Origin of the sequence: Mesorhizobium sp. B263B2A, from assembly GCF_020165775.1 — a bacterium.
GTDB classification, from domain to species: Bacteria; Pseudomonadota; Alphaproteobacteria; order Rhizobiales; family Rhizobiaceae; genus Mesorhizobium; species Mesorhizobium opportunistum.
This window is the reverse complement of record NZ_JAIUIU010000006.1, coordinates 192,698-208,541: the sequence shown is the minus strand read 5'-3', so window position 1 is coordinate 208,541 and position 15,844 is coordinate 192,698. Positions and strand designations below refer to the sequence as shown.

The window sequence follows — 15,844 nt, the reverse complement described above, 5'->3', positions numbered from 1 at the left end:
GAGGAAAGCGGTTTCGGCGCATTTCGTTAAGTGACGCGGTTAAGAAACTGCTACCCGGTTGACCCGGGGGCATGCGGTATGGAGCGGCAGAGGCGTCCGCCGCTGCGAATCCTTGGCTGGAAACCTTGATTCGACTTACCCAGATGGCTAGGACGGGTCGGCCTTGCACAAGGATGAGCCGGCATCCTATTTACAGAATAACGATCCAGAACCGATTCTGCCCGACTTGCCAGCCCACTTGCCAGCCTTCCCGGAGCCGGAATCCCACCGCGAGATAAGAGACAACGAATGAAGAACCCCGTCGAAACCTACATGAACCTCGTTCCGATGGTGGTCGAGCAGACCAATCGCGGCGAGCGTGCCTACGACATTTTCTCGCGCCTCCTCAAGGAGCGTATCATTTTCATCACCGGTCCGGTCGAGGACGGCATGGCGACGCTGGTCTGCGCGCAGCTCCTGTTCCTCGAAGCCGAGAACCCGAAGAAGGAAATCAACCTCTATATCAATTCGCCGGGCGGTGTCGTCACCTCGGGCATGGCGATCTACGACACCATGCAGTTCATCAAGCCGGCGGTGTCGACGCTCTGCATCGGCCAGGCGGCTTCGATGGGCTCGCTGCTCCTGACCGCCGGTCACAAGGACATGCGCTTCGCCACGCCGAACGCCCGCATCATGGTTCACCAGCCCTCCGGCGGTTTCCAGGGCCAGGCGTCCGACATCGAGCGTCATGCCCAGGACATTATCAAGCTGAAGCGCCGCCTCAACGAGGTTTACGTCAAGCACACCGGCAAGAGCTACGAAGAGATCGAAAAGACGCTCGACCGCGACCATTTCATGACCGCCGACGAGGCCAGGGACTTCGGCCTCATCGACAAGGTCATTTCGTCGCGCGAGGCGGCCGAGGGAGCGCTGGCATAAGGGCTTGTTGGCAGTTGGATGGCACCATCACGCGCTTTTGGCGCGTCTTGCGTCATTTCGGCCACAATTGGCTGTTCCCTCGACGGTCGGGATTGCCTACGTTAAGGCTATGTTGATTTTCGACGGCTTAGCTTTGCGTGGGGAGCTGCGAATCATTGCCACGTTTTCTGATTTGTGTTTCGTACGGAATACGTTGCGGGAGCTGGGACACTGGCGGCGGCGGATTCCCGCGATAGATTGAAGTTGCGCCCTTTCAGCCAGACCATCGGCGGGCGGCCATGAAAGGACATGAAAATGAGCAAGGTCGGCAACAACAGCGGTGATTCCAAGAACACGCTCTATTGCTCGTTTTGCGGCAAGAGCCAGCACGAGGTGCGCAAGCTGATTGCTGGCCCGACGGTCTTCATCTGCGATGAATGCGTCGAGCTCTGCATGGACATCATCCGCGAGGAGAACAAGACCTCGATGGTGAAGTCGCGCGAGGGCGTGCCGACACCGCAGGAGATCCTCAAGGTTCTCGACGATTATGTCATCGGCCAGCCCTATGCCAAGCGCGTGCTGTCGGTGGCGGTCCACAACCACTACAAGCGCCTCGCGCATGCCGGCAAGAACAACGATGTCGAACTGGCGAAGTCCAACATCCTGCTGATCGGCCCGACCGGTTGCGGCAAGACGCTGCTCGCGCAGACGCTGGCCCGCATCATCGACGTGCCGTTCACAATGGCGGACGCCACGACGCTGACCGAAGCCGGTTATGTCGGCGAGGACGTCGAGAACATCATCCTGAAGCTGCTGCAGTCGGCCGACTACAATGTCGAGCGCGCCCAGCGCGGTATCGTCTACATCGACGAGATCGACAAGATTTCGCGCAAGTCCGACAATCCCTCGATCACCCGCGACGTGTCGGGCGAGGGCGTGCAGCAGGCGCTTCTGAAGATCATGGAAGGCACGGTCGCCTCCGTGCCGCCGCAGGGCGGCAGGAAGCACCCGCAGCAGGAATTCCTGCAGGTCGACACCGCCAACATCCTGTTCATCTGCGGCGGCGCCTTCGCCGGACTGGACAAGATCATCTCGGATCGCGGCCGCAAGACCTCGATCGGCTTCGGCGCCGTCGTCGCGTCGCCGGAAGATCGGCGCACCGGCGATGTCTTCCGCCTGGTCGAGCCGGAGGATCTCTTGAAGTTCGGCCTGATCCCGGAATTCGTCGGCCGCCTGCCGGTCCTGGCGACGCTGGAAGACCTCGACGAGCCGGCGCTGATCCAGATCCTGACCGAGCCGAAGAACGCGCTGGTCAAGCAGTATCAGCGGCTGTTCGAGATGGAGAATGTCGACCTGACCTTCCACGAGAACGCCCTGTCGGCGATCGCCAAGCGCGCCATCGAGCGCAAGACCGGTGCGCGCGGCCTGCGCTCGATCATGGAAGCGATCCTGCTCGATACGATGTTCGAACTGCCCGCGCTCGAAGGCGTGCGCGAAGTGGTGATTTCGGAGGAAGTGGTGACCGGCAGCGCCCGGCCGCTCTACATCTACTCCGAGCAGAAGGAAAAGAAGGGCAACGTCAGTGCCTGATATGGCACTTCAGCCCATATTTTTGTGGAACGGCGCCCTTGCGGCGCCGTTTTGCTGTCACGGGGCATGCGACCTTTGCAATGGAATGGATTGCGGACGATGTTAACTCTTGATCTTTGCCCCGCTTGCATCCACCTAACACGAGAAGGCCGAGGTGCCCGATTTCTGTGCTGTAAAACTCCCGTCACAAACGGTGGTAGGCGGAACGATCCCCGGTCGTTAATATAAGATTCGCGGTTGGCTCAATTAGCGGCCGCGACATGAAAGGTTGGACAATGGCCAAAATATCCAAGGCTCCCAGCGACGGCGTCTTCGCAGTCCTCCCACTGCGCGACATCGTGGTGTTCCCGCACATGATCGTTCCGCTCTTTGTCGGGCGTGAGAAATCGATCAAGGCGCTGGAAGAGGTGATGGGGCAGGAAAAGCAGATCCTGCTTGCCACCCAGATGAATGCCGCCGATGACGATCCCGAGCCCGATGCCATCTTCGATATCGGCACGCTCGCCAATGTGCTGCAATTGCTGAAGCTGCCCGACGGCACCGTCAAGGTTCTGGTCGAGGGCGCCTCGCGCGCGAAAATCGTCTCCTTCACCGACCGTCCCGACTTCCACGAGGCCCGCGCCACGGCGCTGGTCGAGCCGGAAGAGGAAGAGGTCGAGGTCGAGGCGTTGGCGCGTTCGGTCGTCACCGACTTCGAGAACTACGTCAAGCTGAACAAGAAGATCTCGCCCGAAGTGGTGGGCGCTGCCAGCCAGATCGACGACTATTCCAAGCTCGCCGACACGGTTGCCTCGCATCTCGCCATCAAGATCCCCGAGAAGCAGGAAATGCTGGCCACGCTCTCTGTCAAGGAGCGGCTGGAAAAGGCGATGGGCTTCATGGAAGCCGAAATCTCCGTCCTGCAGGTGGAGAAGCGCATCCGCTCGCGCGTCAAGCGCCAGATGGAGAAGACGCAGCGCGAATACTACCTCAACGAGCAGATGAAGGCGATCCAAAAGGAGCTCGGCGAAGGCGAGGACGGCCGCGACGAGGCCGCCGAAATCGAGGCGCGCATCAAGAAGACCAAGCTCTCCAAGGAGGCCCGCGAGAAGGCGGAAGCCGAATTGAAGAAGCTGCGGACAATGTCGCCGATGTCGGCGGAATCGACCGTCGTGCGCAACTATCTCGATTGGCTGCTGTCGATCCCGTGGGGCAAGAACTCCAAGGTCAAGCAGGATCTGGCTTATGCGCAGAACGTGCTTGATACCGATCACTTCGGCCTCGACAAGGTCAAGGACCGCATCGTCGAGTACCTTGCCGTGCAAAGCCGCCAGAAGAAGCTGAAGGGGCCGATCCTGTGCCTCGTCGGCCCTCCCGGCGTCGGCAAGACCTCGCTCGGCAAGTCGATCGCCAAGGCGACCGGCCGCGAATTCATCCGCATGGCGCTGGGCGGCGTGCGTGACGAAGCCGAGATCCGTGGCCACCGGCGCACCTATATCGGCTCGATGCCTGGTAAGGTCATCCAGTCGATGAAGAAGGCGAAGAAGTCCAACCCGCTCTTCCTGCTCGACGAGATCGATAAGATGGGCCAGGACTTCCGTGGCGATCCGTCGTCGGCGCTGCTCGAGGTGCTCGATCCCGAGCAGAACTCGACGTTCATGGACCATTACCTCGAGGTCGAATACGACCTGTCGAGCGTGATGTTCGTGACGACGGCCAATACGCTGAACATCCCTGCGCCCTTGATGGACCGCATGGAGATCATCCGTATCGCCGGCTATACCGAGGACGAGAAGATCGAGATCGCCAAGCGGCACCTGATGCCGAAGGTGGTGCGCGATCATGCGCTGCAGCCGAAGGAGTTCTCCGTCGGCGAGGACGCGATCCGCGCCATCATCCAGACCTACACCCGCGAAGCGGGCGTCAGGAGCCTGGAGCGCGAGCTGATGAAGCTCGGGCGCAAGGCGGTGACCGAGATCCTGAAGACGAAGAAGAAGACGGTGACCATTACGGCGGCGAACCTCGCCGATTACCTTGGTGTCCAGCGCTTCCGCTTCGGCCAGGTCGAGGCTGACGATCAGGTCGGCGTCGTTACCGGGCTTGCCTGGACGGAAGTCGGCGGCGAGCTGCTGACCGTCGAAGGCGTCATGATGCCCGGCAAGGGCCGCATGACGGTGACCGGCAATCTGCGCGACGTGATGAAGGAATCGATCTCGGCGGCGGCCTCCTATGTCCGCTCGCGCGCGCTCGATTTCGGCATCGAGCCGCCGCTGTTCGACAAGCGCGACATCCACGTCCACTTGCCGGAAGGCGCCACGCCGAAGGACGGCCCGTCCGCGGGTGCTGCGATGGCGACAGCCATCGTGTCGGTGCTGACGGGTATTCCGGTCCGTGCCGATGTGGCGATGACTGGCGAGATAACGCTTCGCGGCCGCATCTTGCCGATCGGCGGCCTCAAGGAGAAGCTGCTCGCCGCACTGCGCGGCGGCATCAAGAAGGTGCTGATCCCGGAAGACAACGCCAAGGATCTGGCGGATATACCGGACAACGTGAAGAACGGCATGGAAATCATTCCGGTCTCGCGGGTCGGCGAGGTGTTGCGCCACGCGCTGGTGCGTATGCCGGAGCCGATCGAATGGGTCGAACCGGTCAATCCGCCGGCCACGACGGACACCACCGACGATGCCGGAAAGTCGCTTGCACATTAGTAATTGCTAAAGTTGCAGCGCACAAACAGAAGAGCCGGGCCTCGCGCCCGGCTTTTTCATGTGAAAAACCCCGGAATTCCGGGCTTTTTCCGGTTTTTTCCTGCCTTTTCGACTTGGTTGCGGAAGCGCTTCTTTCTAAAGTCCGTTTCCTGCCGGATGAGTCGTTAGTTCCGGTGTTCTCATGGAAGGGAATTTTTATGAACAAGAACGAACTGGTGTCCGCTGTCGCCGACGCCGCGAGCATTTCGAAGGGTGACGCGCAGTCGGCGGTCGATGCGGTATTTTCCGTCATCACCGGCGAACTGAAGAAGGGCGGCGATGTCCGGCTTGTCGGCTTTGGCAATTTCACCGTGTCAAAGCGTGCGGCTTCGACCGGCCGCAACCCTCAGACCGGCGCCGAAGTGAAGATCCCGGCACGCACCGTGCCGAAGTTCTCGGCCGGCAAGGGCCTCAAGGACGCAGTCAACTAAGCGTTTTTTCTTTTTCAGAGACCAGAAAAGCCGGGCCCGCCCGGCTTTTCATTTTTGTGCGTTCGGCCGCCAGGGCCCCGGTCTATGCGGTGGGCGCATCCGCGCGCATCAGGCCTTCCTTCTTGAGGTCGGCCCACAGGGCCGCGGGCAGCTTGGCGTCGAGCAGCGACCGGTTGCTCTCCACTTCGCTCGGCCGCTGGCCGCCGGGGATCACCGAGACGACCGATGGATGCAGCAGCGGGAACTGCAGCGCCGCTTCGATCAGCCTGACGCCATGGCGCTTGCAGACGCCCTCGATGCCGGCGACCCGCTCAAGGATGTCCTTGGGGGCCTCGGAGTAATTGTAGTAGGCGCCCGGCTTCGGCCCGGTTGCCAGGATGCCGGAATTGTAGGGGCCGCCGAGAACGATGCCGATGCCGCGCTTCTGGCAGAGCGGCAGGAAGGACGTCAGCGCCTCCTGTTCCAGCAGCGTGTAGCGCCCGGCAAGCAGGAACAGGTCGAAATCGCCGCGCTCGGCCAGCGTCTGGGCAACCTGCCATTCATTGATGCCGCCACCGAACGCCTTGATCACGCCCTGGTCACGCAATGACAGCAGCCCGTAATAGCCCGAGCGCATGAACTCCTCGATGCGCTGGTCGGACGCTTCCTTGCTGCCATGGGTGAAGATGTCGACATCGTGCACGAAGAGGATATCGATGCGGTCGACGCCGAGGCGCTCCAGCGAGGCCTCGAACGAGCGCATGACGCCATCATAGCTGTAATCGTACACCTCGCGCCGCGACGGCGTGTCGAAGAACTTGCCTATGCCCGTGCGTTGCTCCGGCGGGCAGGCGCGCATGATGCGGCCGACCTTGCTCGACAGCACATAGTCGTCGCGCTTCCTGCCGCGCAGGAACGGGTTGAGGCGTGTTTCCGACAAGCCAAGCCCGTAGAGTGGCGCGGTGTCGTAGTAGCGGCACCCGGTCCCCCAGGCGGCTTCGAGCGTGGCATTGGCATCCTCATCCGAAACGGCGCGGTAGAGATTGCCGAGCGGCGCGGTGCCGAAGCCGAGCTCGGTAAAAGTGATGCCGCCATTGCCGATGCGGTCGAAATGCCGTGTCTTCATGTCCTGCAGTGTCCCGGATTGATCTGTGGGTTGATTTGTCTGGCATGACACTATCATGCCTGTGATCAGGCAAAAGCGCCGCGCGGCGTTGGACACGCATTTTCGCGGTTGCTAGCATGAACGAAATCAAGCTGTTCGTGGGAAAATCGCAAGATGATTTCGAGAGCGGGTTTGCCGTGAGCGACCGGAACGAAACCCTGTTCAGGACCGCGCTTGCCGAACTCGGCGGCGTGCTGGAGCGCGTCGACGAGAGCCGGATCGACACCGCCTGCAAGATGCTGGCTGATGCTGGACGGGTCGTCGTCTATGGCTGCGGCCGCGAGGCCTTGCAGGTCAAGGGCTTCGCCATGCGGCTCTATCATCTCGGCCTGCCGGTTTCCGTGGTCGGCGACATGAACACGCCGCCTCTGGGGCCGGGCGACGTCTTCCTGGCCAGTTCCGGACCGGGAGAAACCACGACCGTGCTGACCTTGATGCAGGTTGCGCACGCCGCCGGCGCGACCAACCTTCTGCTGACCGCCCAGGCCGAAAGCAGCGCTGCGAAGCGCGCCGATTTCACGCTGCTCATTCCCGCACAGACCATGGCCAACGATCAGGGCGCGCAAAAGACATCGGTGCTGCCGATGGGCTCGGTGTTCGAAGGAGCGCTGTTCCTGCTGTTCGAAGTGATGGTGCTGAAGCTCAAATCCCTGACCGGTGCGTCGCCTGAAGCCATGCGCGCCCGCCACACCAACATGGAATAGATCATGCGCTATGAACTGATGCTGCCGCACCAGATCCGCAAGGCGATCGCTGAGAATTGGCCGGTCGCGCTGCCGCTCGGCGTGCTCGAATACCATGGCGAGCACATGGCTGTCGGCATGGACACGCTGGCTGTCGTCAAGACGCTGGAACTGTTCGAGAAGGAGAGGGAGGTCGTCATCCTGCCGCCCTTCTACTACGGTGCCGCGAGCTACGCGGTGGCGCCGCCGGAGGGCACCGGCTCGGTGCAGGTCGGCGGCAATCAGCTGGCGCCGTTCGCGGAAGAGCTGTTCTACGGCCTGCTGCGCATCGGCTTTCGCAACATCCACGCCGTCATCCACCACCAGACCGAGAACTTTGCCGCCGGCATGCCGACCGACCTCGCCTTCAAGACCGCCGGCCGTCAGGCGATCTTCCGTTTCCTCGAAAAGCAGCGCGGCGAGGGCTGGTGGGGCTCGCAGGAGATGGCCGACTACTATTCCGGGCAGGCCGCGGGTGAAAACTTCTTCAACTGGGTGCAGGTGCATCCGCTGATGCCGGCGACCATGAACGGCAAGTACCCGTTCGACCACGCCGGCATCGGCGAGACATCGCTGATGTTGGCGTTATGTCCGGAAGCTGTCGATGCCGCCCACTTCGCCGATAACACCGGCTGGTACACGGCAAGCGCGCCGGAGGCCTCGGCGGAGTTGGGGCAGAGGGGCGTGGCGATGATTATGGATCATCTGAGAGAAATCCTCAGGCGCTAGCGGAGGTTCTTCCTTCTCCCGCAAGGGGAGAAGGAAGAGCGGCAACCGCTACTTCACCGCTCCCGCGGTCATGCCCATGATCAGATAGCGCTCCAGCGCGATGCCGATGACCGCCAGCGGTGCTATCGCGGCGGTGGCAAGCGCTGCCATCGACCACCAGTTGATGCCTTGCGAGCCGGTCTGGCTCGCTACCATGACGGGAATGGTCTTGGCATCGGTCGAGGTCAAAAGCGCGGCGAAGAAATACTCGTTCCAGCACAGCACCATCGCCAGGATGAAGGCGGCGACCATGCCCGGCAGCGCGATCGGCATGACGATGCGGAAGAAAGCGCCCCAGATCGACAATCCGTCGACGAGCGCTGCCTCCTCGAGCTCGACGGGGATGGAGTTGAACTGGTCGCGCATGATCCAGATGACGATCGGCAGCACCATCAGCGTGTAGAGCAGGATCAGCCCGATGCGGGTGTCGAGCAGCCCGACTTCCCGGTAGAGCACCAGGAAGGGCAGGGCGAGCACCACCGGCGGCAGGATCAGCTGCGACAGGAAGAAGAAGGAGATGTCCTCGTTCTTGAACCAGGCGAATTTGTAGCGGTAGCGCGTCAGGCCGTAGGCGGCGAGGCTGCCGATGACGATGGCGAGGCTCGACGCGCCGACCGAGGTGATGACCGAGTTCATGAAACGCTTGAAGAACTCGTCGCGCACCGTGGAGGTCTGGAAGATCGAATCCGGCGACAGGCCGAGCGATCGCCAGCCTTTCCAGTCCGGCCAGAAATCGACGAACGGGATCAGATGTCCTTGCGTGACGTCGACCGCCGATTTGAACGAGGTCGTTATCGTCCAGTAGATCGGGAACAGGCAGATGAAGGCCCAGAAGACAAGCGCGCCGTAGATGACGACACGGCTGGTGATGAAGCTCGCTGGAGAGCGGATTTCGGAAACGGTGTATTCGGTTGTCTGAACGCTCATGATCCGGCCGCCCTAGTTCACGTTGCGCACGAAGCGGTTGGCGATCTTCAATAGCCAGGTCACGAATACGACGATGATCACGAGATAGGCCATCGCCAGCATGGTGCCGTAGCCGACATTCGAGCGGTCGCGGTATTCGCGGTAGATGAAGCTGGAGACGGAATCGGTCGCGCCGCCCGGGCCTCCGGACGTCACGGTGATGATGATGTCGGCAAGCTTCAGCTTAAAGATGATGCGCAGGATGACAGCGGTCACCGAAACCGGCAGCATCAGCGGGAAGGTGACCTGCCAGAAGGTCTGCCAGGCATTGGCGCCGTCGACGCGGGCCGCTTCCAGCACCTCGCGCGACATGGCCTGCAGGCCGGCCAGCAGCATGATCATCATGAACGGAATGAAGGTCCAGGCATCGAGTATCATGATCGAGATGCGCGCGATGATCGGGTCGGAAAAGAAGGCGGGATTTTCCCAGCCGAGATGGCGCGCCAGCGTCGCCGCCGGGCCGAACCGGTACTCCATCAGCGATTTGCCGATCATCCAGGATACGGCGACCGGCGACAGCATCAGCGGCATCAGGAAGACGACGCGGAAGAATTTTCGCGCCCGGATCTGTGCGTTGAGCAGAAGCGCCAGCCCGAAGGCGATGACATATTCGACCAGCACCGCCAGCACGTAGAGCACCATGTTGAACAGCGCGTTGCGGTAGTAAGGATCACCCAGCATCTGCCAGAAATTGTCGAGCCCGTTGAACTTGCGGCCCGAGAACGAACTCAGGTTCCAGTCCGTCAGCGCGATGTAGAAGCCGAACAGCGTCGGGAAGATCACCATGGCGATGGTGAACAGCAGCGCCGGCAGCAGGAACAGCGCGCGTTGGCCGTCCTCGCCGCGCATCAGCACCTGGCCGACGCCGAGCGCCACGCCCCACAGCACATAGGCATAGACGACCGGGCGCCAGGTCTCGAAGCCGACGGTGCCGGCCTCGGTCTTGTACAGGATCTCGATCACGATGATCGCCAGCAGGCCGAGCGTTGCCGCAGCCATCAGCGCCCAGCCAAGCCGTTTGCGGGCCGGGGAAATCAGATCGTAAGCACCGGCATCTGCCGGCCACTGGTTTGCGGTCGAAGTCTGGTCAGTCACAAATCTCGCCCGTTTGGAAGGCTCCTCGATGAGCCGGAGCCGGTCTAAAGTGGTGGGGGGTTCCCCCCCCCCCACGGTTCATAGGCCAGCCTACATGCCGAGCGAGGCCTTGTAGAGCTTGATCTGGTTGTCGCGGCCGATCTGGTCGGTCAGCTTCTCCCAGGCCGCTGCAATGGCGTCCGCGCCTTCCTGCGCCTTCATCTTGCCGGCGAAGGTGTTGGCCAAAATATCCTCGGCGGCGGAATAGTACTGGAAGATGCCGGGGATACGCGGCTCGATCGCCGCATTCGGGTGGTTGTAGCTGTCGCCTTCCGACTTGAGATACGAGGTGATGAAGGCCTCGTCATAGCCGGCCGCCACCCACTCGGGAATGTCGAAATGCGAGTTGCGGTAGGGCTGGAAGCCCGACGGGTACATGGCCGTCCAGATCGACAGGTCCTTGCCGCCGAGATGGGCGGCCGCGGACCATGCCGCCTTCTTCTTCTTCTCGTCGGCATCGACGCGGGCCATGACATAGACGCCCCAGCCGAGATAGGCGCAGTTCGGCGCGTAGTTCGGCCCGCTGGCGAGCTTGTCCCACTTACCGGTCTTCGAATTGTAAACGTCGTCCGAGCCCGGCAGGATCGAGAAGCCGGTGACGTCGCCGATGACCGAGGAATCGTTCGTTTTGACGTTGGAACCGACGTCGCCCCACCAGGTGACCATCGATCCGGTACCCGCCAGGAACTGCTGGAAGGCGGTCGTGTTGGGGTCGGCGTTGATCTGGTCGGCGGGTTCGGACGGCAGCGCGTCGATGACGTCCTGGATGGCGCGCACCCAGGCCGGGTTGTTGACGCGCGGCTTCATGGTGTCGGCGTCGAACAGCCAGGCCTTGTCGTCGGGGTGCTTGGCATAGGCGGTGGCGCGGCTGCCGAGGAAGTAGAAGCCGAAGCCGCCCCACGGCTTTGGCGCGTCGAGATAGCCGTAGACGTCCTGGTCCTTGAGCTTCTTGCCCTTGAGGAACTTGGTCACGGCCTGCACCTGCTGCCAGGTCTTCGGCACGCCCCATTCGCCTTCGCCGCCGCCATCCTTCCAGGCCTTGGCGAGATCGGCATCGGCGAACACGTCGGTGCGGTAGTTGAAATTGTGCGCGTCGCCGTCGACGGTCACGCGGTACTGCTTGCCGTTCCAGGTGCCGACCGGCGGTTTCAGGTAGTTGACGAGATCGTCGAAATCGATCTGCGTCTTGACCCAGTCGGGCATCTCGGAGGTCAGGCCCTTGCCGCAAACATCGCCCTCGAAGGGCGCGCCCATCTCGATGATGTCGAAGTCGACGGTGCCGGTGGCGATCGACTGCTGCAGGCGGGCATTGTAGTCGGCCTGCGCCAGGTCGATCCAGCTGATCTTGGCGCCGGTATAGGCCTCCCACGGCTTCAGGAAGCCGCGGAACAGCACATTGTGCAGGTTCTGGTTGTTGAGGCCCATGAAGGTCAGCTCGACGCCGGCGAATTCGCCTTCCTTGACATTGGCCTTGGTCGCTTCGAGGCAGAGCTCGCCAACCTTCTGGAAGTCGGCATCGGTCGGCTGGCCTTTGCCAACGCCGGGAATCTGCAGGATTTGCTTGCGTAGCTCGCTTGCCGCGGAAGCAGGGCGCGTCAGGGCGCCGAGCCCCGCGCCGGATGCCGCCGCGATCGCGGCCATGCTGGCCGCGCCCTTCAATATGTCGCGCCTTGTAGCGCCGGCACGGGTCAGTTTTTCGTAAAGATCGACTCTCATGTACCATTCCTCCCAGAACAACAGCCGTGATTGAAATGCCAACTTCTCTCGGACGCCGGAACGTCGACGGTTCTCCTCGATAAAACAGGGACCTGAGACCCCACCCAGTGTCCGCCTGGAGCTCCGTCTTCCGGTCAAAGGTCCGGCATTCGGAATTGGCGACCATCACTATTCTCGCAACGCGATGGCGTGTCAACGAGATCGGGTTTTTATCTATAAGGGACCGACTTGCCCTGACAGGTCGCGTTGGTTAGCTTCTGCGCCTACGGCTGGTGGAGCCGATGGGGGAGACATGGCTCAAGTCGCAATCAGCAAAGTGGCCAAGGCCTTCGGAACCGTCAAGGTTCTGCACGAAGTCAGCGTCGATATCGCCGATGGCCAATTCGTGGTGCTGGTCGGCCCTTCGGGTTGCGGCAAGTCGACGCTGCTCAGGATGGTGGCCGGGCTGGAGACCGTCTCGGGTGGCACGATCGCCATCGGCGACCGCGTCGTCAATCATTTGCCGCCGGCCAAGCGCGACATCGCCATGGTGTTCCAGAACTACGCGCTCTATCCGCACAAGACGGTCGAGCAGAACATGGCCTTTGCGCTGAAGCTGCGGAAGACCGATCCGGCCGTGGTCGCCGAGCGGGTCAAGCGCGCCGCCGACATCCTCGACCTCAACCCTTATCTGAAGCGCTATCCCCGGCAGCTCTCGGGCGGGCAGCGCCAGCGCGTGGCCATGGGCCGCGCCATCGTGCGCAATCCGCAGGTGTTCCTGTTCGACGAGCCGCTCTCCAACCTCGACGCCAAGCTGCGCGTACAGATGCGCACCGAGATCAAGGAACTGCACCAGCGGCTGAAGACCACAACCATCTACGTCACCCACGACCAGATCGAGGCCATGACCATGGCCGACAAGATCGTCGTCATGCGCGACGGCCGCATCGAGCAGGTCGGCGCGCCGCTGGAATTGTTCGACCGGCCGGCGAACCTCTTCGTTGCCGGCTTCATCGGCTCGCCTTCGATGAACCTGCTCAAGGGTGTCGTGCGCAAGGATGGCGTCGACATAGCCGGAACGCTGTTCCCGATCGCCCCCAACAATACCGTGCAGGACGGTCAGGCCGTCGTTTACGGCGTGCGCCCGGAACATCTCGAAATCCATCCCGATGGCGTACCGGCGAAGATTTCGGTGGTCGAGCCGACCGGCTCGGAGACGCTGGTTTTCCTGCGCTTCGGCGATGGCGAGATGGTGGCGCTGTTTCGCGAGCGCCACGACTTCAAACCCGGTGACACGCTCAAGCTGCGGCCAAGGCTCGACCATATCCACCTGTTCGACGCCGAGACCGGCCAACGTCTTTGATCTCATCAGCGTCTCTAACGGCGTCTCCAATCTCAAACGGACTTCACGAGGACCATCATGCTCAAAGGGATCCATCCGTTGCTCAATGCCGACGTGCTCCAGGCATTGCGGGCAATGGGACATGGCGATGACCTGATCATCGCCGACACCAATTTTCCTGCCGCTTCGGTGGCGAAGCAGACCGTGCATGGCAAGCTCCTGCGCATCGATGCGCCGGCCGCCGAGGTGGTCAAGGCGGTGCTGTCGCTTTACCCGCTCGATACGTTCGTCGACGACTCGGCCGCGCGCATGGAAATCGTCGGCAAGCCCGACGAGATCCCGCCGGTGCAGACGGAAGTGCAAAAGGAGATCGACAAAGCCGAGGGCAAGGCCTGGCCGATGATCTCCGTCGAGCGCTATGCCTTCTATGAGCGCGCCAAGCAGGCTTATTGCGTCATCCAGACGGGCGAGCGCCGCTTCTATGGCTGCTTTGCCTTCCGCAAGGGCGTCGTCCCGCCGGACGCGGAGTAGCGGCATGGCCTCGGGCAAGCCGGTCGTCATGAAGCCTGTGGTCATATTGGGGGTCTTCGTTGCCGATACCGCCTATCGCGCCGATCGCCAGCCGCGCATGGGCGAAACGATTCTCGGCAATTCGTTCAAGCTCGGACCTGGCGGCAAGGGCTCCAACCAGGCGGTCGCCGCCGGCAAGCTCGGCGCCGACGTCACGTTTCTGAGCCGCCTTGGCGTTGACCCCTTCGCCGACATGGCGAAGCAGACCTGGGCGCAGGCGGGTGTGAAAAGCGCCGTCATCGACACGCCGGACAGCTACACGGGCGCCGCCTACATCTTCGTCGAGGAGGGAAGCGGCAACAACGCCATCATCGTCAGCCCGGGCGCCGCCATGCTGATCTCGCCGGCGGATATCGAGGCCAACGCGGATCTGATCCGCGCCGCCGGCGTCTTCGTCACACAGCTCGAACAGCCGATCGATGCGGCGATGCGGGCATTGGAGATCGCGCGCGGGGCAGGGGTGACGACCATCCTCAACCCGGCTCCGGCGGCAAAGCTTCCCGATCGCATCTACACGCTCTGCGACTATCTCACGCCCAATGAAACCGAGACGGAGGAATTGACCGGCATGAAGGTCTCTTCGGTCGGCGAAGCACGGGCCGCCGCGGACAGACTGCTCGAAAAGGGCGTCGGCACGGTCATCGTCACGCTCGGCGACAAGGGCGCGCTTCTGCACGCGAAGGATCGCTCGGAGCATGTTCCCGTCGTCAGCGCGGGCCCGGTGGTTGAAACCACCGGAGCAGGGGATGCCTTCAACGGCGGCTTCGCCGCGGCCCTGTCGCGAGGCGTGGAGCCGCTGGAGGCTGTGCGCTTCGCCTGCGCCGTCGCCGGTATTTCCGTGACCCGTCCAGGCACGGCGCCATCGATGCCGACGCTGCAGGAGGTCGAGGCGCTGCTGGCGAAGGGTTGAGATAATTGAGGTTCGCGGGCCGACCGAACGATCAGGCTGTTCCAGCCCTAAGGCATGCCGCCCAACAATGACCTCGGTTTTGGGACCTCGGTTTTGGTAGAACGGCATGCCTTGAAACTAAGGGCCCAAAGCGCGTCGCATGAATCCGCTTCAACGCGATGCGCCTTGGATGTCCCGTGAGCGATCGTCTGACCAATTACTGCTTGATGTAGCAGCGCTTTCTCTGATCAGGCGCGGGATCGCCGAATACATCGTTGTCGCATTGGACACCGTTGCGGAACACGTCCTGCGTGAATCGGCCGCGCGCTCCGTACCTGACCACTTTGCGGCCATCGAAGTCGCAGAACTCACCTTCATCGGCACAGACCGCCCAGCTCTCGCGGCGCGGCGCGTCGTAATCGTCATCCGACTGGTCCCGGTCGCGCATGACGATGAAGCACGACTTCGGCCTGCCCGGTGCTGGGTCGCCAAAAACGCGATTTGAACAGGGTACTGCGTTTCGCTCGATATAGCGCGAGGTGGTGCGGCCCCGGGCGCCGTACACCACCTCGGCGGGGTACGGCAGACGGCAGATGCCGCCCTCGCGCGCGCACTGCTGCAGCCGGTCGGCCGACGCGGTCGCCGGGAAAAGGGCGGTGGCGATCGTCGTTACGGCACCCAGGTAAAGGAGCGTGAATATCGTGCGTATAGGAATGTTTCGTGCGATTGACACTGTAAGTCCTCCATGCCGTTTCGGCAGCATATCTGTGCAGCTCCGCTGTCTGCGAAATGAATGGAGCGCTTTGTGGGCAAATCCGCAAGCCGGATCCGCAATCAGACACGGTTCAACGGTTTCAAGAGCCGCTTTTCAGCATATTGGAGTGGCCTCCCGTTTGCCGCACCGTCGCTTATGCATGTTTGTTTTTTGAAGCCGGCTGTGAAGACCGTCGGCCGTGTACGACCGGCGCGG

General features: G+C 62.2%; 14 protein-coding genes. 9 read left to right on the top strand and 5 right to left on the bottom strand.

Annotated features, from left to right (window positions below):
- Window positions 1–288: 288 nt before the first annotated feature.
- From clpP to LB568_RS13480, 4 genes are all read left to right on the top strand, one after another.
- A complete protein-coding gene (gene clpP, locus LB568_RS13495) occupies window positions 289–918 on the top strand; it encodes an ATP-dependent Clp endopeptidase proteolytic subunit ClpP (RefSeq protein WP_013895939.1) in 630 nt (209 codons plus the stop codon).
- A gap of 294 nt (window positions 919–1,212) precedes the next feature.
- Window positions 1,213–2,487 carry an ATP-dependent Clp protease ATP-binding subunit ClpX gene (gene clpX, locus LB568_RS13490; protein WP_013532190.1) on the top strand — a complete coding sequence of 425 codons (1,275 nt, stop codon included), beginning with the start codon at window positions 1,213–1,215 and terminating at the stop codon, window positions 2,485–2,487.
- Between the two features lie 275 nt (window positions 2,488–2,762).
- Window positions 2,763–5,174, top strand: coding sequence for an endopeptidase La (gene lon / locus LB568_RS13485; RefSeq protein ID WP_013895938.1), 2,412 nt, complete (start codon window positions 2,763–2,765; stop codon window positions 5,172–5,174).
- Window positions 5,175–5,371: 197 nt separating this feature from the next.
- Window positions 5,372–5,644, top strand: a complete 273-nt coding sequence (locus LB568_RS13480; RefSeq protein WP_006201846.1) for an HU family DNA-binding protein — start codon at window positions 5,372–5,374, stop codon at window positions 5,642–5,644.
- Window positions 5,645–5,726: 82 nt separating this feature from the next.
- Here the strand turns inward: LB568_RS13480 and LB568_RS13475 are convergent, their stop codons facing one another.
- Window positions 5,727–6,749 carry an aldo/keto reductase gene (locus tag LB568_RS13475; RefSeq protein WP_224730386.1) on the bottom strand — a complete coding sequence of 341 codons (1,023 nt, stop codon included), beginning with the start codon at window positions 6,747–6,749 and terminating at the stop codon, window positions 5,727–5,729.
- A gap of 116 nt (window positions 6,750–6,865) precedes the next feature.
- Between LB568_RS13475 and LB568_RS13470 the strand changes: the two genes are divergently transcribed.
- Window positions 6,866–7,492: an SIS domain-containing protein gene (locus tag LB568_RS13470; protein ID WP_013895936.1), complete on the top strand. Its 627-nt coding sequence runs from the start codon at window positions 6,866–6,868 to the stop codon at window positions 7,490–7,492.
- Window positions 7,493–7,495: 3 nt separating this feature from the next.
- A complete protein-coding gene (locus tag LB568_RS13465) occupies window positions 7,496–8,239 on the top strand; it encodes a creatininase family protein (protein WP_224730385.1) in 744 nt (247 codons plus the stop codon).
- 48 nt (window positions 8,240–8,287) lie between these two features.
- Here the strand turns inward: LB568_RS13465 and LB568_RS13460 are convergent, their stop codons facing one another.
- From LB568_RS13460 to LB568_RS13450, 3 genes are all read right to left on the bottom strand, one after another.
- Complete coding sequence (locus LB568_RS13460) at window positions 8,288–9,205, bottom strand: carbohydrate ABC transporter permease (protein WP_013895934.1); 918 nt, start codon at window positions 9,203–9,205, stop codon at window positions 8,288–8,290.
- Between the two features lie 12 nt (window positions 9,206–9,217).
- Window positions 9,218–10,339, bottom strand: a complete 1,122-nt coding sequence (locus LB568_RS13455) for a carbohydrate ABC transporter permease (RefSeq protein ID WP_041164284.1) — start codon at window positions 10,337–10,339, stop codon at window positions 9,218–9,220.
- Between the two features lie 90 nt (window positions 10,340–10,429).
- Complete coding sequence (locus tag LB568_RS13450) at window positions 10,430–12,094, bottom strand: ABC transporter substrate-binding protein (RefSeq protein ID WP_013895932.1); 1,665 nt, start codon at window positions 12,092–12,094, stop codon at window positions 10,430–10,432.
- A gap of 292 nt (window positions 12,095–12,386) precedes the next feature.
- Here LB568_RS13450 and LB568_RS13445 point away from each other — a divergent pair, with 292 nt between their 5' ends.
- From LB568_RS13445 to rbsK, 3 genes are read left to right on the top strand one after another with little or no spacing between them, the layout of a single operon-like run.
- Complete coding sequence (locus LB568_RS13445) at window positions 12,387–13,436, top strand: ABC transporter ATP-binding protein (protein ID WP_013895931.1); 1,050 nt, start codon at window positions 12,387–12,389, stop codon at window positions 13,434–13,436.
- Between the two features lie 57 nt (window positions 13,437–13,493).
- A complete protein-coding gene (locus LB568_RS13440) occupies window positions 13,494–13,946 on the top strand; it encodes an RbsD/FucU family protein (protein ID WP_013895930.1) in 453 nt (150 codons plus the stop codon).
- Window positions 13,947–13,950: 4 nt separating this feature from the next.
- A complete protein-coding gene (rbsK, locus tag LB568_RS13435) occupies window positions 13,951–14,895 on the top strand; it encodes a ribokinase (protein ID WP_013895929.1) in 945 nt (314 codons plus the stop codon).
- A gap of 196 nt (window positions 14,896–15,091) precedes the next feature.
- On the opposite strand, the gene LB568_RS13430 is transcribed toward rbsK, so the two are convergent.
- The gene (locus LB568_RS13430) at window positions 15,092–15,607 is read right to left on the bottom strand and encodes a hypothetical protein (RefSeq protein WP_041164282.1); all 516 of its coding nucleotides are present in this window, start codon (window positions 15,605–15,607) and stop codon (window positions 15,092–15,094) included.
- Between the last annotated feature and the right edge of the window lie 237 nt (window positions 15,608–15,844).